The organism is Pseudomonas sp. BIGb0278 (assembly GCF_024809895.1).
Lineage (GTDB): Bacteria > Pseudomonadota > Gammaproteobacteria > Pseudomonadales > Pseudomonadaceae > Aquipseudomonas > Aquipseudomonas shirazensis.
In genome coordinates this window covers 21,795-44,470 of sequence record NZ_JANUEL010000009.1, presented here as the reverse complement: position 1 = coordinate 44,470, position 22,676 = coordinate 21,795, and the positions used below count along the sequence as shown (strand labels likewise).

The 22,676-nt window shown below is 62.7% G+C and carries 22 protein-coding genes; 13 read left to right on the top strand and 9 right to left on the bottom strand.

Annotation, left to right across the window (positions count from 1 at the left end; genetic code table 11):
• The first annotated feature begins 89 nt into the window (after positions 1–89).
• The 4 genes from M2396_RS23170 to M2396_RS23155 all read left to right on the top strand — a co-directional run bounded on the left by M2396_RS23170 (position 90) and on the right by M2396_RS23155 (position 4,791).
• Complete coding sequence (locus M2396_RS23170; RefSeq protein WP_259078905.1) at positions 90–2,846, top strand: response regulator; 2,757 nt, start codon at positions 90–92, stop codon at positions 2,844–2,846.
• A gap of 85 nt (positions 2,847–2,931) precedes the next feature.
• Positions 2,932–3,921 carry a 2-hydroxyacid dehydrogenase gene (locus M2396_RS23165; RefSeq protein WP_150570943.1) on the top strand — a complete coding sequence of 330 codons (990 nt, stop codon included), beginning with the start codon at positions 2,932–2,934 and terminating at the stop codon, positions 3,919–3,921.
• Between the two features lie 31 nt (positions 3,922–3,952).
• Positions 3,953–4,390, top strand: coding sequence for a hypothetical protein (locus tag M2396_RS23160; protein ID WP_101321755.1), 438 nt, complete (start codon positions 3,953–3,955; stop codon positions 4,388–4,390).
• On the top strand, positions 4,387–4,791 hold the full coding sequence (locus M2396_RS23155; protein ID WP_101321756.1) for an META domain-containing protein: 405 nt from the start codon (positions 4,387–4,389) through the stop codon (positions 4,789–4,791). The genes M2396_RS23160 and M2396_RS23155 overlap by 4 nt, the downstream gene beginning before the upstream one ends.
• Before the next feature lie 45 nt (positions 4,792–4,836).
• Here M2396_RS23155 and M2396_RS23150 read toward each other — a convergent pair whose 3' ends face one another.
• A complete protein-coding gene (locus tag M2396_RS23150; protein WP_101321757.1) occupies positions 4,837–5,304 on the bottom strand; it encodes a TlpA disulfide reductase family protein in 468 nt (155 codons plus the stop codon).
• Positions 5,305–5,391: 87 nt separating this feature from the next.
• Here M2396_RS23150 and arsC point away from each other — a divergent pair, with 87 nt between their 5' ends.
• The 3 genes from arsC to M2396_RS23135 are packed head-to-tail and all read left to right on the top strand — an operon-like array spanning position 5,392 to position 6,750.
• A complete protein-coding gene (gene arsC, locus M2396_RS23145) occupies positions 5,392–5,745 on the top strand; it encodes an arsenate reductase (glutaredoxin) (protein ID WP_101321758.1) in 354 nt (117 codons plus the stop codon).
• Positions 5,742–6,347 carry an NAD(P)H:quinone oxidoreductase gene (wrbA, locus tag M2396_RS23140; protein ID WP_101321759.1) on the top strand — a complete coding sequence of 202 codons (606 nt, stop codon included), beginning with the start codon at positions 5,742–5,744 and terminating at the stop codon, positions 6,345–6,347. Before arsC ends, wrbA begins: the two co-directional genes overlap by 4 nt.
• Positions 6,340–6,750, top strand: coding sequence for a DUF2069 domain-containing protein (locus M2396_RS23135; protein WP_150570944.1), 411 nt, complete (start codon positions 6,340–6,342; stop codon positions 6,748–6,750). The genes wrbA and M2396_RS23135 overlap by 8 nt, the downstream gene beginning before the upstream one ends.
• Before the next feature lie 175 nt (positions 6,751–6,925).
• On the opposite strand, the gene M2396_RS23130 is transcribed toward M2396_RS23135, so the two are convergent.
• Both M2396_RS23130 and ttcA read right to left on the bottom strand, forming a co-directional pair.
• Positions 6,926–7,597, bottom strand: coding sequence for a DNA-3-methyladenine glycosylase I (locus tag M2396_RS23130; protein WP_101321760.1), 672 nt, complete (start codon positions 7,595–7,597; stop codon positions 6,926–6,928).
• A 3-nt stretch (positions 7,598–7,600) separates the two neighbouring features.
• Positions 7,601–8,425 (bottom strand): tRNA 2-thiocytidine(32) synthetase TtcA, encoded by an 825-nt coding sequence (gene ttcA / locus M2396_RS23125; protein WP_101321761.1) that lies wholly within the window; start codon positions 8,423–8,425, stop codon positions 7,601–7,603.
• A gap of 285 nt (positions 8,426–8,710) precedes the next feature.
• Between ttcA and M2396_RS23120 the strand changes: the two genes are divergently transcribed.
• Complete coding sequence (locus tag M2396_RS23120) at positions 8,711–9,310, top strand: Yip1 family protein (protein ID WP_101321762.1); 600 nt, start codon at positions 8,711–8,713, stop codon at positions 9,308–9,310.
• 130 nt (positions 9,311–9,440) lie between these two features.
• Positions 9,441–9,935, top strand: a complete 495-nt coding sequence (locus tag M2396_RS23115) for a SprT family zinc-dependent metalloprotease (RefSeq protein ID WP_150570945.1) — start codon at positions 9,441–9,443, stop codon at positions 9,933–9,935.
• Between the two features lie 97 nt (positions 9,936–10,032).
• On the opposite strand, the gene M2396_RS23110 is transcribed toward M2396_RS23115, so the two are convergent.
• From M2396_RS23110 to M2396_RS23095, 4 genes are all read right to left on the bottom strand, one after another.
• Entirely contained in the window at positions 10,033–11,358 is a 1,326-nt protein-coding gene (locus tag M2396_RS23110) for a dicarboxylate/amino acid:cation symporter (RefSeq protein WP_101321764.1), read from the bottom strand.
• Positions 11,359–11,649: 291 nt separating this feature from the next.
• Positions 11,650–12,996, bottom strand: coding sequence for an ATP-binding protein (locus M2396_RS23105; RefSeq protein WP_220632434.1), 1,347 nt, complete (start codon positions 12,994–12,996; stop codon positions 11,650–11,652).
• Positions 12,993–13,670 carry a response regulator gene (locus M2396_RS23100; protein ID WP_101321766.1) on the bottom strand — a complete coding sequence of 226 codons (678 nt, stop codon included), beginning with the start codon at positions 13,668–13,670 and terminating at the stop codon, positions 12,993–12,995. The genes M2396_RS23105 and M2396_RS23100 overlap by 4 nt, the downstream gene beginning before the upstream one ends.
• 121 nt (positions 13,671–13,791) lie before the next feature.
• Positions 13,792–14,397 (bottom strand): outer membrane protein, encoded by a 606-nt coding sequence (locus M2396_RS23095; RefSeq protein WP_101321767.1) that lies wholly within the window; start codon positions 14,395–14,397, stop codon positions 13,792–13,794.
• Between the two features lie 134 nt (positions 14,398–14,531).
• On the opposite strand from M2396_RS23095, the gene M2396_RS23090 reads away from it, so the two are divergent.
• Both M2396_RS23090 and M2396_RS23085 read left to right on the top strand, forming a co-directional pair.
• On the top strand, positions 14,532–15,323 hold the full coding sequence (locus M2396_RS23090) for a dienelactone hydrolase family protein (RefSeq protein WP_101321768.1): 792 nt from the start codon (positions 14,532–14,534) through the stop codon (positions 15,321–15,323).
• 40 nt (positions 15,324–15,363) lie between these two features.
• Positions 15,364–16,065 carry a 4'-phosphopantetheinyl transferase gene (locus M2396_RS23085; protein WP_259078902.1) on the top strand — a complete coding sequence of 234 codons (702 nt, stop codon included), beginning with the start codon at positions 15,364–15,366 and terminating at the stop codon, positions 16,063–16,065.
• Here the strand turns inward: M2396_RS23085 and M2396_RS23080 are convergent.
• Both M2396_RS23080 and M2396_RS23075 read right to left on the bottom strand, forming a co-directional pair.
• Positions 16,062–17,672 carry an ATP-binding protein gene (locus M2396_RS23080; RefSeq protein ID WP_181089960.1) on the bottom strand — a complete coding sequence of 537 codons (1,611 nt, stop codon included), beginning with the start codon at positions 17,670–17,672 and terminating at the stop codon, positions 16,062–16,064. The genes M2396_RS23085 and M2396_RS23080 overlap by 4 nt on opposite strands.
• Positions 17,669–18,373 carry a response regulator transcription factor gene (locus tag M2396_RS23075; protein WP_101321771.1) on the bottom strand — a complete coding sequence of 235 codons (705 nt, stop codon included), beginning with the start codon at positions 18,371–18,373 and terminating at the stop codon, positions 17,669–17,671. Before M2396_RS23075 ends, M2396_RS23080 begins: the two co-directional genes overlap by 4 nt.
• 730 nt (positions 18,374–19,103) lie before the next feature.
• Between M2396_RS23075 and M2396_RS23070 the strand changes: the two genes are divergently transcribed.
• Both M2396_RS23070 and M2396_RS23065 read left to right on the top strand, forming a co-directional pair.
• Positions 19,104–21,983, top strand: coding sequence for a ribonucleoside-diphosphate reductase subunit alpha (locus M2396_RS23070; protein ID WP_101321772.1), 2,880 nt, complete (start codon positions 19,104–19,106; stop codon positions 21,981–21,983).
• Between the two features lie 234 nt (positions 21,984–22,217).
• Positions 22,218–22,349, top strand: a complete 132-nt coding sequence (locus M2396_RS23065) for a hypothetical protein (RefSeq protein WP_259078900.1) — start codon at positions 22,218–22,220, stop codon at positions 22,347–22,349.
• The last annotated feature ends 327 nt before the right edge of the window (positions 22,350–22,676 follow it).

The window sequence follows — 22,676 nt, the reverse complement described above, 5'->3', positions numbered from 1 at the left end:
GATCGCTTTACGCCCGCAGCCGGAGTAACGTTCGGCAACTATTCCGTCCCGCTCGGCGACGGCCATCAGGCACATCACAGGAGGCGAGTGTGCTCGATCGTTTGGGAATCAGAAGCCGGGTCATGCTGCTGGCGCTGCTGCCGGCTACCTTGATGGCACTGGTGCTGGGCATCTATTTCACCTGGCTGCAACAAAACGAGCTGCGTACCCAGTTGCTCCAGCGCGGCAAGATGATTGCCGAACAACTGGCGCCGCTGGCGGCGCCCGCCCTCGCCCGCCATGCCACTGACCAGCTGGAAAGGATTGCCGGCCAGGCGCTGGAGCAAAGCGACGTGCGCGCGGTGGTGTTCCTGACCCCACAGCGCACCCAGCTGGCCCATGCCGGGCCGAGCATGCTCAACCAGCCGCCCAGCGGCGGCAGCGGCACGCAATTGCTGCAACGCACTGGCAATGACGCCACCCGCTACCTGATGCCGGTGTTCGGCCATCACCGCGACCTGGCCGCTGACGCAGTGCCGGCCGAAGCCGAGCGCCTGCTCGGCTGGGTGGAAATCGAGCTGTCGCATGATGGCACCCTGCTGCGCGGTTACCGCAACCTGTTCACCAGCGTGCTGCTGATTCTCGCCTGCCTGACCGTGACCGCACTGGTCGCCCTGCGCATGAGCCGCACGATCAACGACCCGATCAGGCGGATCAAGGAGGCGGTCACTCAGCTCAAGGACGGCAACCTCGAAGCGCGCCTGCCGGCCATGGGCAGCCATGAGCTGGACGAGCTGGCGGCCGGCATCAACCGCATGGCCGAGACCCTGCACAGCGCCCATGAAGAACTGCAGCACAGCATCGACCAGGCCACCGAAGACGTGCGCCAGAATCTGGAAACCATCGAAATCCAGAACATCGAGCTGGACATGGCACGCAAGGAAGCCCTCGAGGCCAGCCGGATCAAGTCCGAGTTCCTCGCCAACATGAGCCACGAGATCCGCACCCCGCTCAACGGCATCCTCGGCTTTACCCATCTGCTGCAGAAGAGCGAACTGGCGCCGCGTCAGCTGGATTATCTCGGCACCATCGAACAGTCTGCCGACAACCTGCTGGGGATCATCAACGAGATCCTCGATTTCTCCAAGATCGAGGCCGGCAAGCTGGTGCTCGACAGCATCCCGTTCAACCTGCGCGACCTGATCCAGGACACCTTGACCATTCTCGCCCCAGCCGCCCACGCCAAACAGCTCGAGCTGCTCAGCCTGGTCTACCGGGATACGCCGCTGTCGCTGGTCGGTGACCCGCTGCGCTTGAAGCAGATCCTCACCAACCTGGTCAGCAACGCGATCAAGTTCACCCGCGAAGGCACTATCGTCGTGCGGGCGATGCTCGAAGACGAACAGGGTGACCATGTGCAGCTGCGCATCAGCGTGCAGGACAGCGGTATCGGCCTTACCCCGCAGGACGTGCGCACGCTGTTCCAGGCTTTCAGCCAGGCCGACAACTCCTTGTCGCGCCAGCCCGGCGGTACCGGCCTTGGGCTAGTCATCTCCAAGCGCCTGATCGAGCAGATGGGCGGCGAAATCGGCGTCGACAGCGCGCCCGGCGAGGGCTCGCAGTTCTGGATCAGTCTAAATCTGCCCAGGGCCCACGACGATGGCTCGGAACTGCCGCTACAAGCGCTGCTGGGTCGCCGTGCGGCCATCGTCGACGGCCATGAGCTGGCCCGCCAGGCGCTGGAGCACCAGCTGCAGGACTGCGGCTTGAGCGTCAGCGTGTTCGCCTCGTTCGAGCAACTGGTGCAAGGCGTGCAAGCCGCCCATCAGGCCGGGCAACCGTTCGAATTTGCTGTGTTCGGCGCCAACCTGAACAACCTCTCGCCCGAGCTGCTCGGCCAGTACAACCAGCAGCTGGAACGCCTGCAGTGCCTGTGCGTGGTGCTCTGCCCGACCACCGAGCAGGGCTTGTATCATCCCAGCTTGCCCAACCCGCACGGCCAGTTGCTGTCCAAGCCCACCTGCACGCGCAAGCTGCGCCGGCTGCTGCTTGAGCTGATCCAGCCGCGCCGGCAACTGAGCGAAGTGCGTATGCCGGGCAGCCAGCGCATGCCGAAGATCCTCTGCGTCGACGACAACCCAGCCAACCTGCTGCTGGTACAGACCCTGCTCGAGGGCCTCGGCGCCGAAGTGCTGGCGGTCGACAACGGCTATGCGGCGGTCGAGGCGGTGCAGGATGAAGCGTTCGATCTGGTGCTGATGGACGTGCAGATGCCGGGCATGGACGGCCGTGCTTGCACCGAGCAGATCCGCCAGTGGGAAAGCGGCCAGACCGGCAACCCGCTGCCCATCGTCGCCCTTACCGCGCATGCCATGGCCAACGAAAAACGTGCCCTGCTGCACAGCGGCATGGATGACTACCTGACCAAGCCGATCAGCGAGCGCCAACTGGCCCAGGTGGTGATGAAATGGACCGGCCTCAACCTGGCCCCACCGCAGCAGGAGCAGCCGCTGGAGCGGTTGCCGGAAAGCAGCGAGCTGAAGGTGCTCGACCCCGAAGAAGGCTTGCGCCTGGCAGCCGGCAAGGCTGATCTGGCAGCAGACATGCTGCGCATGTTGCTCGATTCGCTGGAGGCTGATCGCGTAGCCATTCAGGTGGCGCGGGTGGCAGGTGATCGCGAGGCGATGATCGAGCGGGTGCACCGCCTCAATGGCGCCTCGCGCTACTGCGGCGTGCCGCAGTTGCGTGCGGCCTGCCAGCGCAGTGAAACCCTGCTCAAGCAGGACAGCCCGCAGGCCATGCAGGCGCTGGATGAACTCGACCAGGCTATCGAACGGTTAGCCGAGCAGGCTCAGCTGAGCGTGTGACCCGCGCCAGCTACGCTGGCCTGGGTCAATACGCTCCACACCAGGCTGGCTACACTGCCCTGCTCAGCCGCAAAGGACCTCTGCCATGCGCATTCTCTTGTTCAGCAGCCAGCACTACGATCAGGAAAGCTTCAGCCAGGTATGCCGCGACAGCGACCTGGACCTGCACTATCAGTCTGCCCGGCTGACCGTCGACACCGCGCCCTTGGCCGATGGCTACGAGGTGGTCTGCGCGTTCATCAACGACGAGCTGCACAGCGACGTGCTGGAGCGCCTGGCAGCCGGCGGCACGCGTCTGATCGCGCTGCGTTCGGCCGGCTACAACCATGTCGACCTGGCCGCAGCCGCGCGCCTGGGCCTGGCTGTGGTGCGGGTCCCGGCTTACTCGCCGCACGCGGTGGCCGAGCACGCCGTAGCGCTGATCATGGCCCTCAACCGGCGCCTGCACCGGGCCTACAACCGCACCCGCGAAGGCGACTTCACCCTGCATGGCCTGACCGGCTTCGACCTGCACGGCAAGACCGTCGGGGTGATCGGCACCGGCCAGATCGGCCAGGCCTTCGCCCGGATCATGGCCGGCTTCGGCTGCCAGTTGCTGGCGTATGACCCCTACCCCAACCCGGACATGCTCGCCCTTGGCGCGCGTTATCTGGAGTTGCCCGAGCTGCTGGCCCAGGCGCGCATCGTCAGCCTGCACTGCCCGCTGACCGAGCACACCCGGCACCTGATCAATGCCCAGAGCCTGGCGGCGCTGCACCCAGGCGCCATGCTGATCAATACCGGCCGCGGCGCGCTGGTCGACACTCCGGCCCTGATCGATGCGCTCAAGAGTGGCCAGCTGGGTTATCTGGGCCTGGACGTCTACGAAGAAGAAGCCCAGCTGTTTTTCGAGGACCGCTCCGACCAGCCGCTGCAGGATGACGTACTGGCGCGGCTGCTGACCTTCCCCAATGTGATCATCACCGCCCACCAGGCTTTCCTCACCCATGAGGCGCTGCAGGCGATCGCCAAAACCACCCTGGACAACATCATCTGCTGGGCGGCAGGCAAGCCGCAGAATCTGCTCCCAAGTTGATGCTAGGATACGCGGCATTTCTGGAGGACCCATGGTCGAGCACGATTTCCGCTACACCCTATTCAACCCGCAACACACCCTTATCGAATGCCGCGCGCTGGTGCCGGGGCGCTACCAGGTGACCGGTAACGGTGGTTCGATCCAGAAGGACGATGTCCTGCTGGTGACGCTCAAGGGCAGCAAAGACCTGAGCATGCGCCTGACCGTCGAAAGCGTGCGCCACCTGATCAACCCGAGCGGCCAGTGGGTTGCCGTGGCCAGCGGCCCGGCGTTCAAAGAGCTGGCGATTCTCAACTGGCAGATCAAGTGCGACAGCTGTGAAGCCGTGCTCGACTTCGAATTCGCCGTGGACGCCAAGCTCGGCAGCAAAGGCCACAAGCCAGCCGCCAGCGAGCGCGTAGCGGCATTGGGCTGGGCCAGCAAGGGCGACAAGCATGTGTGCCCACGCTGCCAGGAGAGCGCCCAGTGAAAAACCTGCTGAGCGCGCTGTTGATCGCCGGCAGCTTGCTGGGCTGCGCCTCGCAGCCGTCAGCGCTGCGCCAGGACCAAGGCTATGTGCTGGAGTGGATCGGTGAGCGCCCGCTGATGGATTACAGCAACCTGACCCTGACCTTGGGTGAAGACGGCCGCGCTTATGGCAATGCCGGCTGCAACCACTGGTTTGCGCCGTACACCCTCAAGGGTGACGAGCTCAGCTTCGGCAAGGTCGGCAAGACCCGCAAGCTCTGCGCGCCCGCGCTGATGGAACAGGAGCAGCGCTTCCTGCAGGCGCTGGAGACGGTGCAGCGCTGGGATGTGTCGGCAATCGAGCAGATCCGTTTCTGGCCGGCTGAAGGCAAGCCGCTGCGCTTCTGGCCTGAAGAAAGCTGAGTGTGCTGGCTTGGGCGGGACCGCGCTGGCGGTCCCGCCTGATCGTCAGGCACCGCCTTTGAGTGCCTTGATCTTGGCCTGCAGCCCATCCAGGGTCTGCTCGCCGAGCAGCTGTTCACGCACCTTGCCCTTGTCGTCGATGATGTAGGTCACCGGCAAGGCTTCGCTGCGCGGCAGCTCGTAGCGCTCGGCCGGGTCCTGGGCGAGCACGGTGAAGTCGATGCCCAGGGTTTGCGAGGCTTGCTTGAGATCGTCGCCCTGCAACCCGTCGTAATTGACCCCGATCACTTTGATGCCATCAGCCTGCCACTGCTTGGCGGCGGCATTCAGTTCGGGGATTTCGGTACGGCATGGGCCACACCACTCTGCCCAGTAATTGAGCACCAGCCACTGCCCCTCGATCTGCTCGGCCTTTACCGTATTGCCGTGCTGGTCCACGCCATAATCAGCACCGCAACCGCCGAGCAACAGGCTTGCAGTGATGGCCAGTGCCGCCGCCAAACGCTTTGCCATGGGTCAATCCTTCTCGAAGTATTTCAAACCTGTAATTCAGCCGCAGCGGTTAGAATAGCCGCCACACCCAGCTGGATGCGACCCGTCATGACTGATCTGACTCTCTATCATAACCCGCGCTGCTCGAAATCCCGCGGCGCCCTCGAGCTGCTCGAAGCACGCGGCCTTGCTCCACACATCGTGCGCTACCTGGAGACGCCACCGGATGCCGCTACCCTGACGGCGCTGCTGGGCAAGCTCGGCATCAGCGCGCGGCAACTGCTGCGCAGCGGTGAAGACGAATACAAAGCCCTTGAGCTGGCCAATCCGGCATTGACCGAAGCACAGCTGATCGCGGCAATGGTTGCCCATCCCAAACTGATCGAACGGCCGATTCTTGTGGCCGGTGACAAGGCTGTGATTGGCCGCCCACCGGAAAAAGTGCTGGAGATCCTGCCGTGAGCGAGCCCTATATCCTGGTGCTGTATTACAGCCGGCACGGCTCCACCAGCGAGATGGCCCGGCACATTGCCCGCGGCGTCGAGATGGCTGGCCTGGAAGCGCGCCTGCGGACCGTGCCGGCGATTTCCACCGAGTGCGAAGCAGTCGCCCCCGATATCCCTGCCAGCGGTGCGCTGTACGCCAGCCTGGATGACCTGCGCCACTGCGCCGGGATTGCCCTCGGCAGCCCGACCCGCTTCGGCAACATGGCGGCGCCGCTGAAGTACTTCCTCGACGGCACCAGCAGCCTGTGGCTGGGTGGTGAACTGGTCGGCAAGCCGGCTGGAGTGTTCACTTCCACCGCCAGCCTGCACGGCGGTCAGGAAACTACCCTGCTGTCGATGATGCTGCCGCTGCTGCACCACGGCATGCTCATCACCGGCCTGCCCTACAGTGAGTCGGCACTGCTGGAAACCCGCGGTGGTGGTACCCCGTACGGCGCCAGTCATCATGCCGGCGCCGACGGCAAGCGCGAGCTGGACAGCCACGAAATAGCCCTGTGCCGAGCACTCGGGCAACGCCTGGCGAGCACGGCCAAGGCTTTGGGTGGCGCGCGTGGCTAAGCGTGCCAAGCCACTGCCAGCGCTGGCCTGGCTGGCACCGCGGCTGCGCCTTACCCGCGCGCTGAGCCTGGCTTGCCTGGTCGGCCTGATCGCCCTGCTGCTGGTCAATAACCTGTGGTTTGCCAACCTGCATGGGGCGCGGGTCGAGGTGATCCTTGCGGTCGAATTGATCCCGCTGCTGCTGGTGCTGCCAGGCATGCTGATGGGCAGCGCACGGGCCCATGCGTGGACCTGCTTCGTGGTCAATATCTACTTCATCAAAGGCGTGCTGGCGGCGTTCGACCCAGCGCGGGCGCTGTTTGGCTGGATGGAAACCCTGGTGAGCCTGGGCCTGTTCGTCAGCGCACTGCTATACGTGCGCTGGAAGTTTCAGCATGAAAGGCGCCTTGTCGGCGAATGCTGATCTGCTTTTTGTAGGAGCGGCCTTGCCGGGGCGCCGGACCGGTCGCGAAAGGCGTGCGCAGCGCGCCCGGCGATTTTGCGGTGCAGCACAAATCCCGGGGCCGCTACGCAGCCCTTTCGCGACCGGTCCGGCGCCCCGGCAAGGCCGCTCCTACAGGGACCGTGTAACGACTGGCTCAATGGTTGACGGTGTGCGCCAGCATCACCGAGAGCTGACAAAGTGGCCGGCCGCTTTCGGCATGCCACTGATTGAACACCTCCTGCACCAACGCACGATCACGCTGGCTGGTCGGCGCCTTGTCGATCACGCCTTGGGCGATCAGCGCGGCTGACATGTCGTCGGTGGGGATAAAGGTATCCTTGCCGACCATACGCAGAAAGCGCGGTGCCGACAGCCCGCCGAGCTGATTGCCATGCTTGGCCAGGTACTTCCACAGGCCGACGATATCGGTCACCGGCCAGTCGGCGATAAAGCTGGCAAAGCTGCCGTGCTGTTTTTCGATGTCGAGGATCATCTGCGCGTTGCGTGGCACGCTTTTGAGCTTGCCCAAGTGGCGGATGATGCGCGTGTCCTGCATCAGCCGCTCAAGGTGCTCGGCGCCCATCAGCACCACCTTTTCCGGCTCGAAGCCAAAGAACACCTGCTCGAAGGCCGGCCACTTGGCATCTACCAGGCTGTGCTTGAGGCCTGCGCGAAATACCCGCAGCGCCAGCGTCGACAGGTAGCGGTCGTCGCTGATGTCACGCAACTGCGCCGGGGTGCGCGGTTGCGGCAGGAACGCCTCGAGGGCCTTGGCCGAGCCGAAGCGATTCAGGCAGAACTCATGCAGCCACTGATAATCGCGCATGGGTCAGATGTTCACCACATCGAGGAAGCGCGGCGCCGCGGTTTCATCGATTTTCAGGCTGGTGAAATCGAACAGGTTGCGGTCGGCCAGTTGTGACGGCGCCACGTTCTGCATCGCGCGGAAGATGCTCTCGGTGCGGCCTGGGTGCTTGCGCTCCCAGTCGATGAGCATTTCCTTGACCACCTGACGTTGCAGGTTTTCCTGCGAGCCACACAGGTTGCACGGGATGATCGGGAATTCGCGCATGTCCGAGTAGGCCTGGATGTCCTTCTCGCTGCAGTAGGCCAGCGGCCGGATCACTACGTTGCGGCCATCATCGGCACGCAACTTGGGCGGCATGCCCTTGAGCGAGCCGTTGAAGAACATGTTCAGGAAGAAGGTTTCGACCATGTCGTCGCGGTGGTGACCAAGAGCCATCTTGGTCGCGCCGATTTCATCGGCAAAGGTGTACAGCGTGCCGCGGCGCAGGCGCGAGCACAGCGAGCAGGTGGTCTTGCCTTCCGGGATCAGTTCCTTGACCACCGAATAGGTGTCTTTCTCGACGATGTGGTACTCGACGCCCAGGGTCTTCAGGTAGGCCGGCAGAACATGCTCGGGGAAGCCTGGCTGCTTCTGGTCCATGTTCACCGCGACGATCTCGAACTGGATCGGCGCCACCTTCTGCAGGTGCAGCAGAACATCGAGCATGGTGTAGCTGTCCTTGCCGCCGGACAGGCAGACCATGACCTTGTCGCCATCTTCGATCATGTTGTAGTCGGTGATGGCTTCGCCGGCGAGACGACGCAGGCGTTTTTGCAGTTTGTTCTGGTTGACCGAGAGGGTGCCCATAGCGCTTGGAATCCGCGAGGTGTGACAAAAGCCGAGTATTTTACGCATAAAGCCGGCGCGGGCGAAGGCTTTCGCGACAATTAACCGCGCCAGGCCGACCAAAGACTGCAACGGAATCAACAACTGCGGCGACAGCGCGATTTGCTCTAAAAAGCGCCTATTGCGCAGGGATGTGCTTCCTATACTGCGACTTAAGGCCATATTACCGCTTGCTTCGGTGCCTGGCCGCGGGCCGCATGTGCTCCATCTGGGGTGCGTCAGGCAACGACCATAGGAGTGACCGGTATGATCCATCACGTTCTTGGGCTGTTTACCCATCCCGACCAAGAGTGGCAGGAGATTCGTGGCGAGGAAGAATCGATCAGCCACATGTACTTGACCCATACCCTGATTCTGGCGGCCATCCCCGTCGTTTCAGCGTTTATCGGCACCACCCAGGTCGGCTGGGTGATCGGTGACCGACCGGCGGTCATGCTGACCGTTGAAAGCGCGTTCTGGATGAGCGTGATGTCGTACCTGGCGATGCTGATCGGGGTCGCGGTAATGGGCGCTTTCATCCACTGGATGGCGCGCACCTATGACGCCACGCCATCGATGGCACGCTGCATCGCGTTTGCCACCTACACCGCTACACCATTGTTCGTCGCCGGGCTGGCGGCGCTTTACCCACACCTGTGGCTGGGCATGGTGATCGGCACGGCGGCCATCAGTTACACGGTGTTCCTGCTGTATGTGGGCTTGCCGACCTTCATGAACATTCCGGCGGATGAAGGCTTTCTGTTCTCAAGCTCCGTGCTGGCGGTAGGCCTGGTGGTGCTGGTGGCGATCATGGCGGCCACGGTGGTCATCTGGGGCCTGGGCGTGGGGCCTGTGTATACCAACTAGATCCAAACCAACACTGGGGCATCAAGTCACCGGCCGCCGCAAGGCGGCCTTTGACTGTGTGCTGACCGATGGCTCGGCAGCCTCTGGGGGGTTGCGGCATAATGCGCGGCTGAGGAGAACCTAGATCGCCATGCCCGAGTTGCTCGAATCCCGCGTTGAAGCCTGCTATCAGCAAGCCGAAGCGTTCTTCAAACGGAGCTTCATCCGCCCACAGGTGAGCTTCAAGCTGCGCGGCCAGAAGGCCGGCGTTGCCCATCTGCATGAAAACCTGCTGCGCTTCAATCTGCAGTTGTACCGGGAAAACCACGAGGATTTTCTGCGCCAGACTGTGGCCCATGAAGTGGCGCATCTGGTCGCGCATCAGTTGTTCGGCGACAGTATCCAGGCCCATGGCGAAGAGTGGCAGTTGATCATGCGCGGGGTCTACGAGCTGCCGCCCAATCGCTGCCACAACTATGCGGTGCAACGGCGTACGGCGACGCGCTATATCTATCAGTGCCCGTGCCCGGAGAGTGACTTTGCCTTTACGGCGGTGCGGCACAAGCTGGTGCGCCAAGGGCGGCGGTATCTGTGCAAGCGCTGTCGGCAGGTGCTGGCGTATAGCGGGCAGACGCGGGTGGAGTGAAGCCGGAAGGGTTTTGCGGGATCTGGACGAACATGGGGCCGCATATGCGGCCCCACGTTTGTTTCTGACTACTGGTTTCTGACTACTGAAGAGCGCGTTACGAGCGCGCTGGGCCCTCAGCTACACCGAGGTCGTCGGTTGGACGAGTGTCGGTCAGCGGCGAGCCGCCCGAAGCCAGTTCAGCGTGCAGCTTGTCTTCGTCCAGCTCCTTGACCCACTTGGCAACCACGATGGTCGCTACGCCGTTACCAATCAGGTTGGTCAGGGCGCGGGCTTCGGACATGAAGCGGTCGATACCAAGGATCAGCGCCAGGCCGGCGACCGGCAGGTGGCCGACAGCAGACAAGGTCGCGGCGAGGACGATGAAGCCCGAACCGGTGACGCCAGCAGCACCTTTGGAGGCAACCAGCAGCACCAGCAGCAAGGTGATCTGGTGGCTGATGTCCATCTGCGTGTCAGTCGCCTGGGCGATGAACACGGCAGCCATGGTCAGGTAGATCGAAGTACCGTCAAGGTTGAACGAGTAGCCAGTCGGGATTACCAGACCTACTACCGACTTCTTCGCGCCCAGACGCTCCATCTTGGCCAGCATGCGTGGCAGGGCCGATTCCGAGGACGAGGTGCCAAGTACGATCATCAGCTCTTCACGGATGTAGCGGATCAGCTTGAGTACGCTGAAGCCATGCGCGCGGCAGATACCACCGAGGACGATCAGGATGAACGCCAGGCAGGTGATGTAGAAGCAGGCCATCAGGTAGCCCAGCTGCACCAGCGAGCCGACGCCGTACTGGCCGATGGTGAAGGCCATGGCACCGAAGGCACCGATCGGAGCCAGCTTCATGATCATGTTGATGATGTTGAACATGACGTGAGCGAAGCGATCGATCATGTCCAACAATGGCCGGCCGTAGCTGCCCAGACGGTGCAGGGCGAAGCCGAAGATCACCGAGAACATCAGCACCTGGAGGATGTCGCCGTTGGCGAAGGCACCGACCACGGTGTTCGGGATGATGTTGAGCAGGAAGCCGATAGTGGTCTGCTGCGCGCCGGCGGCGGCATAGGCAGCGACACTGCTGGCGTTCAAGGTGTTGACGTCAATGTGCATGCCAGCGCCTGGCTTGACCACGTTGACGACAACCAGGCCGATGATCAGCGCGATGGTCGAGACAATTTCAAAGTACAACAGCGCGTAGCCGCCGGTCTTGCCGACCGATTTCATGCTCTGCATGCCAGCGATACCGCTGACGACGGTACAGAAGATGATCGGGGCGATGACCATTTTGATCAGTTTGACGAAGCCGTCACCCAGGGGTTTGAGCGCAACGCCGGTTTCAGGGTAGAAGTGACCGAGCAGAATACCGATGGTGATGGCAACCAACACCTGGATATACAGCGATTTGTACAGCGGCTGACGAGTCGTCATGGCTTATTTCCTCGAGTGTGCCGGTTTCCACCCTTCCCAGGGCGGGGGCACCTAAAGCGCTAACCCTCCTGCACCCGGAGGGATTTGTCGTTGTGTTCGAGCTGCCTTTGCAGGCCTCTGCCAAGTGAATAGCAAGGGCGATGCCAAAGTGCTCGAATGAGGTGCAAAGCCTGATCTAGAGGGGGTGGCATGCCCAAGGACAGGGCAACCACGTGGGCCTGAGCTGGCGGATTTCCGCCCGTTGGCGGGAAATGAACGGGCGGGTTGGCGGGAATCCGCCCGGGCGCGGGGTCAGCCGCGCGTGAACACAATCCTGAAGGCAGCACCGCCCAGCGGCGAATCGTCCAAGCTCAGGTGGGCGTCGTAGCTGTCGATGATGTCCTTGACCACGGCCAGGCCGATGCCCTGCCCCGGGTGCTGGCGGTCCAGCCGCTCGCCGCGCTGGAGGATGCGCTCGCGCTGATCGGTCGGCACGCCCGGGCCATCGTCTTCGATGCACAGGAGCAGGCTGTCCGGGGTTTCGCTCAAGCTCACCCGCACCTGACCCAAACATAGCCGGTAGGCGTTCTCCAGCAGGTTGCCCAGTAGCTCCAGCGCGGCGCCCTGCTCCATGGGTATTTCCGCCTGCGCAGGGACGACCAGGGTGATCGCCACGTGCTTGTCGCGGTAGACCTTGGCCAAGGTATTGCACAGGCTGTCGAGCAGCGGCGCGAGCTGGACACGGTCGCGAACCAGTCCGCTCTTGCGCAGGCTGGCGCGCTGCAACTGGTAGTCGATCTGCTGGCTCATGCGCTCGATCTGGCTCTGCAGCACTCGCGCCTGCTCGCGCTCGCCACTGCCGTGGCCCATGCTTTCGCCCACGCCCTGGAGCACCGCCAGCGGCGTTTTCAGGCTGTGCGCTAGATCGTCCAGCGAGTCACGATAGCGCTGACGCTGTTCGCGCTCACTGTGCAGCAGGCGGTTGAGCGAGCCGGTCAGGCGCAACAACTCGCGCGGATGTTCGCCGCTCAAGCCCTGGCGAGCACCGCTCTCGACCTGGTCCAGCTCCACACTCAGCCGACGCAGCGAGCGCAGCCCCCAGGTCAAGCCGGCCCAAAGCAGCACCAGCAAGGCCAGCAAGGCAGCGCCGAAGCCCAGGTAGAGTTTTTCCTGCAGGCCCTCGAGGGTGTCCTGATACTCGCGTACCGGTTGCAGGGCAACGATGCTGTAGGCGGCACTCTTGCCGCCGAGCAGTTTTACTTCCACGTCGTAGACGAAGAACTCTTCACCGTTGTCCTGGCGAATGCGGGCAAACTCGTTGCCGCGGCCGTCATAACGCGGCTGGTAGTTGATGTCGCGGTCGGCGGTAGCCCGCGAACGCCAGACCAGCTTGCCGTCGCGGTCGAAGATGTAGCCGATCAACCCGGTGTAAGGCAGGTTGTAGCGCTCATCCGGGAGCTGATCAGGCATCTGCAGGCGGCCCTGCTCGATACGCGCGGCGGAGATCAGCGTGGTCGCATCGGATGCCAGGCGCTGTTCGATCGACTCCTGCAGGGCCAGGCTGAAGGCCTTCTGCAGGGCCGGTAGCAGCGCCAGCATGAACAACAGCGCCAGCAGCGCCGCCGCCAGCATCAGGCGCACGCGCAGCGAACGGATCATCGGCAGCGCTCGGTGAACAGGTAGCCCAGGCCGCGCACGGTATCGATCGGTTTGAAGCCGTGCTCGCCCTCGAGCTTGCGGCGCAGCCGGCCGACCAGCACTTCGATGACATTCGGGTCGCGCTCTTCATCGCCTGGGTACAGCTGTTCCATCAGGCGGTCTTTCGCCACCACCTGCTGGTGATGACGCATGAGATATTCAAGGATGCGGTATTCATACGCGGTCAGCGCCAGCGGCTGATCGTCGAGGCTGGCTTGCTTGCGATTGAGGTCGAGCACCAGTGGCCCGGCGGCAATGGTCGACTGGGTGAAGCCGCTGGAACGGCGCAGCAAGGCATTCAGGCGCGCTTCAAGCTCCTCGAACTGGAACGGCTTGACCACATAATCGTCGGCGCCGGCCGCCAGGCCCTCGACCTTGTCCTGCCAGTTGCCCCGTGCGGTGAGAATCAGGATCGGGAAGCTCTTGCCCTGGCTGCGCAGCTGGCGGATCAAGTCCAGGCCGCTCATGCCCGGCAGGCCGAGGTCAATGATGGCGAGGTCAAAGGCGAACTCCTCTGCCTGGTACAGGGCTTCTTCGCCGTTGCCGACCGCCTGGACCACATGGCCGGTTTCGCTCAGGCGTGTGTGCAGATGATGGCGCAGCAGCGCCTCGTCCTCGACCACCAGCAGTTTCATGCCTTTCTCCTTATAACCATCACGACGCTGTCTTGCCTCTCTGGCGCAGGCACGGCGCAAGGCCGCTGGCGAGCCAGCAGCCTTGTGCGTTGCAAACGCCGATACAGAGTACCAGCACGCCTTAGAACTTGTAGTTTGCCGAGAGGTAGGTCTGGGCGCTGCTGGTCAGGCTCATGCTGCCGATTTTCGGCCCGCCGTGTTCGACCAGTTCGGTGCTGGCGTTGGTGCGCAGGTAGCGGTAGCCCAGTTCGACCGAGGCGTTGTCGGTGACTTCCTGGATAACGCCGGCTTGCAGGCCTGCAGCGTAGCCGTAATTGGTGTCGCGGCTGTAACCGGAGGATTCCTGGGTCAGCTTGGTCACGCCCAGGCTGGCGCCGCCAAATAGTTTGGTGGTGTCTCCCACGGGCAGGAACAGGTCGTAGCTACCAAGCAGGTTTTCCTGGCGCAGCTTGAGCCCGCTGTGGTCACCGGAGACGTTGTCATAGGTCATGTAGTAGCGACCTTCGTTGTTCATCTTGCCCAGACGCACACCCCAGGTGCCGTCCTTGGCGATCACGCCATCGGTGTTGAGGTTGTCGGTGCTGCGCGAGAGCAGCCCGGACTTGCGCACTTTGTCGCTGGTCTGGCCGTAGGTCAGGCTGGCGAAGGTGTCGTCGGCGTTGGCCTGAACGCTGAAGCCGGCGGCACATACGGCCATTGCTGCAAGCAGGGTATTGACTGTTTTCATGGGTTCTTACTCCAGTTGGATGCGCTGTTTCGGTCTGGAAGCTAGAGTAAGCAAGGCGCCCTGAACCGCGGCTGAACCCTGCCTGAACCGCCGCTGAACAGCCTGCGCTTCCCTCGCCTAAAGGAGTTGCGACCATGCGTTATCTGTTTGCCCTGGCTTTGTTGAGCTGCGCCAGCCTTACTCAAGCGGCGGTACAGACCCGCCAGATCGATTATCAGGATGACGACGGCAAGCGCCTGGTTGGCTATTACGCCTATGACGATGCTATCGACGGCAAACGGCCGGGCGTCGTGGTCGTGCACGAGTGGTGGGGGCTCAATGACTATGCCAAGCGCCGCGCCCGTGACCTGGCAGCGCTGGGTTACAGCGCGCTGGCGATCGACATGTATGGCGATGGCAAGCACACAGAGCACCCGGCCGATGCGATGGCGTTCATGAAGGCGGCGCTGGAGAACCCGGAAGCAGCTGCCAAGCGCTTCGATGCGGGCCTTGAGCTGCTAAAGATTCAACCAAAAACCGACCCCGACAAGCTCGCTGCGATTGGCTACTGCTTTGGCGGCAAGGTCGTGCTCGACGCGGCCCGGCGTGGCGAGGAGCTGGCCGGTGTGGTGAGTTTCCACGGCGCCTTGGTCACGCAGACTCCGGCCAGCCCCGGCAGCGTCAAGGCCAAGGTGCTGGTCGAGCACGGCGCGGCAGACAGCATGGTCACCCCGGAGCAGGTCGCGGCCTTCAAGGAAGAGATGGACAAGGCCAAGGCCGACTATCAGTTTGTCAGCATCGCCGGCGCCAAGCATGGTTTCAGCAACCCCGATGCCGACCGTCTCAGTCATGGCGAGCATGGCGGGCCTGATATCGGCTATGACCAAGCGGCCGACAAAAGCTCATGGGCAGACATGCAGGCGTTTCTGGACAAGCTGTTCAAGTGACCGCTGCGCTGGCAATGGCCAGCTCTGGCACAATAGCGCCATGAACCGACTGCCGACCTGCTGCGCCCCCTTGCAACACCACTGGCCACTACCGCGCCCGATCCCTGGCGCGGTGCTGGTCAGTTGTGCGTTCGACCCGTCCAGGCTTGCTGCCGACGACTTCCAGCGCGCGGGCATCGAGCCCAGCGCCAGCCTCCAGCGCTCCGTAGCCAAGCGCCAGGCCGAGTACCTGGCCGGCCGAGTCTGCGCGCGCGCCGCTCTGCAGCAACTGGACGGTCGTGACTATGTGCCCGCGACCCATGCCGACCGCTCACCGATCTGGCCGGCAGGTATCCGCGGCTCGATCACCCACGGCAAAGGCTGGGCCGCCGCCGTGGTGGCCGATGCTGCCAGCTGCCGAGGCATCGGCCTGGATCAGGAAACACTGCTGGATGAAGCCCGCGCCGAACGCCTCGCCGAAGAGATCCTCACCCCAGCCGAGCTGCAACGGCTCGACCGCAGCCAGCTGGCACTTAGCGTGACGCTGACCTTTTCGCTCAAGGAAAGCCTGTTCAAGACGCTCTATCCACTGACCCTGCAGCGCTTTTACTTCGAGCATGCAGAGCTGCTGGAGTGGTCTGCAGACGGCCTGGCGCGGCTGCGCTTGCTGACTGACCTGTCGCCTGAATGGCGCCACGGCGCCGAGCTGAATGGCCAATTCTGCGTCAACCACGGGCAGCTGTTGAGCCTGGTCAGCGTCTAGTCTTCAGCTTCCTGCTGGCGCGGCCAGCTCAGGCTGAAGCACGCCCCACCCAAGCCTTCACTGCGCGCAACCACCGCCCGCCCGCCGTGCCAATAGATGATTCGACGCACGATCGACAAGCCCAGCCCGTGCCCACCCGAGGCCCGGGTGCGGCTGTCGTCCAGCCGGGTGAATGGGGTAAAGATGCGCTCCCAGACGCTTTCCGGCACGCCCGGGCCGTCATCCTCGACATCGATGCGGCAGCGCTGCTGACCAAGGTGATAGCTAACGCGCACTTCGCCCTCGGCGTGGCGCATGGCGTTGGCGACCAGGTTCTGCAGCGCACGGTGCAGATAGCGTGGCTCGGCTTCGACCCAGGCGCCGTCCTCATCGGCGCCCTGGCACAGGCCACGCAGCACATTTATCTGCGGGCGCAGCGGCGCCAGCTCGGTGATGACCCGCGCCAGCAAGGCATCCAGGTCGACGGCCTGAAACTGCAAGGCCGGCGCGCCTTGTTCGAGACGCGCGTAGGTGAGCATTTCGTCGACTAGCTTGTCGAGGTCCTGGATATCGCCGTCCATCCCCGCCAGGTGCTTGGCCCGCGCCTGATCGGTGCTGGCGGTTTCGAGCATCTCCAGGCCAAAGCGCAGCCGTGCCACTGGCGTGCGCAGCTCGTGTGACACCGCCCGGACCAGCTCGCGCTGCATGTTCAGCGAGCGCTGCAAGTGCTCGGCCATACCATTGAATGCCGCCGCCAGACGCCCCACCGAATCGGCGCCGCCGGCCGGTACGCGGGTATCGAGGCTGCCCTGGGCAATCTGCGTGGCGGCCGCTTCCAGGCCGGACACGCGCCGCTCCAACTGACGTACCAGCAGGTACACCACCAGGCCGATCAGGCACAAACCGAGAAACGCGATCAGAATCAGCAATTGCGGCGGGTAGGGATTGAGCTGGTACAGCGGGCCGATTTCCAGTACCCAGGGTGAGCCGGGCACGCCGGAGAACACCCGCACCGAATCACCGTCCTTGCCCAGCGCCATCACCGTATCGCCCTCCTCGACCCGGTGGCGCTGGTCGTCATCCAGTGCCGCCCGCTCCAACCGTTGCAGGCCGATATCGAAACCGAAGCCTTTGCTCTGGCGCAGTTGCGCCAGGCGCTGCGGCTGTTCGCTGACCGGATAACGCACCAGCTCATCAGCCAGCAGGTACACCGTGGCCCGCGCCAGCTGCTCGCTAATCTGCTTGACCTCGGCCACCAGCAGCTGGTCTTCGCGACCGATCCGGCGCAATACCCGTGCGGCATGCGGGCCGGTCTTGTCGACCACCACCAGGTCGCGGTAGAGCCGCGCGCGCTGGCCGCCGTCGAGGGTCAGCGCGGCCATTGGCCGGACATCCAGCGGCACGCCGAGCAGGCGCTCCCACATCAACAGCGAGCGCTGGCGCTCGACCGGGTTCTGCGGCGCGAGGTTGTCCGCCATCAGGCTGAACGTGCCTTGCGCCAGGCGCTCGCGGTGCTGCTCGGCGCGCACCAGGTTGACCAGGTGCAGGCTGACCACGCCGAGCACCGCCACCAGCACCAATACCGCCAGCATGCCGCCATAAATACGCAGGAAAATCGACTTCATCAGGCCGGCGCCGCCTCAGCCACGAACAGATAGCCCTTGCTGCGCAAGGTCTTGATCAGCCGCGGATGAATGGGATCGTCACCGATCTTGGGGCGAATCCTGGAGATACGCACATCAATCGAACGGTCCTGGCCGTCGTAGCCGACGCCGCGCAGGGCGGTAAATATCTGCTCGCGCGACAGCACCCGGCCGGCATGGCTGGCCAACAGCCAGAGCAGGTCGAATTCGGCGCCGGTGAGGTCGATCGGCTGCTCATCGAGCCAGGCCTCGCGCAAGCTATTGTTGATCTGCAGCGGGCCAAAGCGCAGCGCCTGCACTTTGCTGTCGGGGCTGTCGCTGCGCCGCAGCAAGGCATTGATACGCGCCAGCAGCAGCCGCGGCCGCACCGGCTTGCAGACATAGTCGTCGGCGCCCAGGTCAAGGCCCTGAACCTGATCGAGCTCATCGCTGCGCGCAGTCAGCATGAGAATCACGCCTTGGTACTGGCCACGTACCCGCCGACAGATGCTCAGGCCGTCTTCACCGGGCAGCATCAGGTCCAGCACCACCAGGTCCGGCTGGCTGTCGAGAATGCGCCGCACCGCGCGCGCGCCGTCTGCCTCGACCGCAACCTCGAAGCCATTGGCCTGCAGGTACTCGGCGGTCAGTTCGGCGAGACGCTGATCGTCCTCGACGATGAGGATGCGGTTGCTGGGTTGGTCCATGCCTGGCCTCTGTTGTTATGGATGGGCTGCCGCTGGTCACCTGAATGTAGCCTTGTTCGCGGATACTACGTCGCACATCTGCGCCTGCCAATCGGCTCTGTCGGGACCGCTGGTCCGAGACAGGCCAGGACGAATTAGCGTGATGCGCCGCACAGCAGTAACATTCTGCAACGGGTCATTACGGTGCGGAAAAAAAGTGAAAAGCCGTGAGGACAAGGCCTACAGCCGATACCCACGAATCACACACAATCTGTACACACGTTATCCACAGGCGGTCGCCTTGCAAACACCCTCAGACCGCATTATCTTGTATCCCCATCGCGGCGAACCACTAGATGTTGGGGTTGGGCCGAAATCGAGAACACAAGTCAGCGGCGAAATTCAAGCGTTTTTTCGACCTGAACTTATGGCAATACAAGCAGCCAAAGCGCTCCTGCGCAGGCAGACCGAGGCAAGCCTTGCACAGGGCTTGTTCGGGTACGGGTGTTGCAGGCACAGCCTGGCGACCCCTACAGCAACAGATTTTGCGTTGTAACGCAGAACCTTTGACTTCGGCCAGGGAGCGGCAAGCTATTGCCCCTTATTCCTGAGTCTGTCCCGAAGTCGGCACGCCCGAGCTGGCGGATCCACGTGCGCGTGGGCTCCCCGCTCGGGCAAGCCAACTGGCGGATGGAACGGTGGGCGTGGATGACACGCCCGAACACTATTGAAACTGTGGAGACACCCACCGATGCAAACCGACACAACTCGCGAGAACCCGCAGGCCCAAGCGCCGCAGGCCGCTGATTCGAACCAGGATCTGGCTGCCACTGCGCCTGGCCAACTGCGTGTGATCAAGCGTAACGGCACTGTCGTCGCCTACACTGACGACAAGATCACCGTGGCCATCACCAAGGCGTTCCTTGCAGTTGAGGGCGGCACTGCCGCCGCTTCGTCGCGCATCCACGACACCGTTGCGCGCCTGACCGAGCAGGTCACCGCAACCTTCAAGCGTCGCATGCCGTCGGGTGGCACCATCCACATCGAAGAAATCCAGGACCAGGTCGAACTGGCCCTGATGCGCGCCGGCGAGCAAAAAGTGGCTCGTGACTACGTGATCTACCGCGACCAGCGCGCCAAAGAGCGTGCTACCCGCGCCAACAACGATGCCGTGGTCGAGCCGCACCCGTCGATCCGCATCAGCCTGGCCGACGGCAGCAAGGCGCCGCTGGACATGGCCCGCCTCAACACCATCATCAGCGAAGCCTGCGAAGGCCTGGCTGAAGTCGACGGCGAGCTGATCCAGCGCGAAACCCTGAAGAACCTGTACGACGGCGTTGCCCTGAAGGACGTCAACACCGCCCTGGTGATGACCGCCCGTACTCTGGTCGAGCGTGAGCCGAACTACTCGTTCGTCACCGCCCGCCTGCTGATGGACACCCTGCGTGCCGAAGGCCTGAGCTTCCTCAACGTAGCCGACAGCGCCACCCACCACGAGATGGCCGAGCTGTACGCCAAGGCCCTGCCTGCCTACGTTGCCAAAGGCATCGAGTTCGAGCTGCTGAACCCGGCCCTGGCCGACTTCGACCTCGAGCGTCTGGGCCAGGCGATCAACCACGAGCGCGACCAGCAGTTCACCTACCTCGGCCTGCAGACCCTGTACGACCGCTACTTCATCCACAAGGATGGCGTGCGCTTCGAGCTGCCGCAGGTGTTCTTCATGCGCGTTGCCATGGGCCTGGCGCTGGAAGAGAAAGACAAGGAAGCCCGTGCGATCGAGTTCTACAACCTGTTGTCGTCGTTCGACTACATGGCCTCGACCCCGACTCTGTTCAACGCCGGTACCCTGCGTCCACAGCTGTCGAGCTGCTACCTGACCACCGTGCCGGATGACCTCTCGGGCATCTACCACGCGATCCACGACAACGCCATGCTGTCGAAATTTGCCGGCGGCCTGGGCAACGACTGGACGCCAGTGCGCGCGCTGGGCTCGTACATCAAGGGCACCAACGGCAAATCCCAGGGCGTCGTGCCGTTCCTCAAAGTGGTCAACGACACCGCCGTTGCGGTCAACCAGGGCGGCAAGCGCAAGGGCGCGGTCTGCGCCTACCTGGAAACCTGGCACCTGGACATCGAAGAATTCATCGAACTGCGCAAGAACACCGGTGATGATCGTCGTCGTACCCACGACATGAACACCGCCAACTGGATCCCTGACCTGTTCATGAAGCGTGTCTTCGACGACGGCCAGTGGACTCTGTTCTCGCCGAACGAAGTACCTGATCTGCACGATTTGACCGGCAAGGCCTTCGAAGAGCGTTACGAGTACTACGAAGCCATGACCGAGTACAACAAGATCAAGGTATTCAAGACCATTCAGGCCAAAGACCTGTGGCGCAAGATGCTGTCGATGCTGTTCGAGACCGGCCACCCATGGTTGACCTTCAAGGACCCATGCAACCTGCGCTCGCCGCAGCAACACGTCGGCGTGGTCCACAGCTCGAACCTGTGCACCGAGATCACCTTGAACACCAACAAGGACGAGATCGCAGTCTGCAACCTGGGCTCGATCAACCTGCCGAACCACATCGTTGACGGCAAGCTCGATACCGCCAAGCTGCAACGCACCGTCAACACTGCCGTGCGCATGCTCGATAACGTGATCGACATCAACTACTACTCGGTACCGCAGGCACGTAACTCGAACCTCAAGCACCGTCCGGTCGGCCTGGGCATCATGGGCTTCCAGGACGCACTGTACCTGCAGCACATCGCCTACGGCTCCGACGCTGCCGTCGAGTTCGCCGACAAGTCGATGGAAGCGGTCAGCTACTTCGCCATCCAGGCCTCGTGTGACCTGGCTGACGAGCGCGGCGCCTACGAGACCTTCCAGGGTTCGCTGTGGTCCAAAGGCATCCTGCCACTGGACTCGCAACAGATCCTGATCGAAGCCCGTGGCCAGAAGTACATCGACGTCGACCTCAACGAGAGCCTCGACTGGGCACCGGTACGTGCTCGCGTACAAAAAGGTATTCGTAACTCGAACATCATGGCCATCGCGCCAACCGCGACCATCGCCAACATCACTGGCGTATCGCAGTCGATCGAGCCGACCTACCAGAACCTGTACGTGAAATCGAACCTGTCCGGCGAGTTCACCGTGATCAACCCGTACCTGGTGCGCGACCTCAAGGCCCGCGGCCTGTGGGACTCGGTCATGATCAACGACCTGAAGTACTACGATGGTTCGGTGCAGCAGATCGAGCGTATCCCGCAAGAGCTGAAAGACCTCTACGCCACCGCGTTCGAAGTCGACACCAAGTGGATCGTCGATGCCGCCAGCCGTCGCCAGAAGTGGATCGACCAGGCGCAGTCGCTGAACCTTTACATCGCCGGCGCTTCGGGCAAAAAGCTCGACGTGACCTACCGCATGGCTTGGTACCGTGGCCTGAAAACCACCTACTACCTCCGTGCCCTGGCCGCGACCAGCACCGAGAAGTCGACCATCAACACCGGCAAGCTCAACGCCGTTTCCAGCGGCGGCGACAGCGCCCCGGTCCAGGCCGCAGGTCCAGCACCTGTGCCGAAGGCCTGCGCGATCGACGAGCCGGATTGCGAAGCTTGCCAATAAAATAACGGAAGACTGGGGAAGGCCTTTTTGCTTCCCCAGCCCTTTCGAGTAACAAGATGCATTTTTCAGGCAATAAAAAGCCCAACACAGCTGTAACTGTGTCGGGCTTGAATCTCCCATGAACAAAAGCATCGTTCAAAGGGAGGCTAGATCCTACAGATCTATTTCGAGCGCGAATCTTCGTGCCTGTTAGGACTAGTGTCAAGTGATGCTGATCAGGCAGGAGAAAAAACCATGTCCAAGAAGTCATCTTCTGGCGGCCAGAAAATTGGTCGCGATGCGGATAATGGTCGCTTTACCACAGTCGAAAAGGCTCGTCAGAACCCCAAGACTCACGTGGTTGAGACCGTGAAGAAATCGAAATAAAGCGGAACGAGCCGGGGGTGGTCGACCACCTCCGGCTTCTGCACGAAGATTGTCCATTACCTCCCGATTCAACCCCCGCCTCGCCTGAGCTACCCTAGCTCTGTCCTCGACCTGCCTCCACTCGCCTCCCTTAAGCAGTCACCCAAATCGACCATCCGTCTGTTCGTTAAAAACTGAAGACCAACCCCGTTCAATGATTATGCGGTGATCAGCTTGATCTAGCTCAACGAGCAGGCATTAGGTGCTTGTTCCAAGCGCCGTGAAACTATATCGTGTGCCTCATAATAGCAATCAACACCATATAGGCGATTTTCAACCTGCATGCAG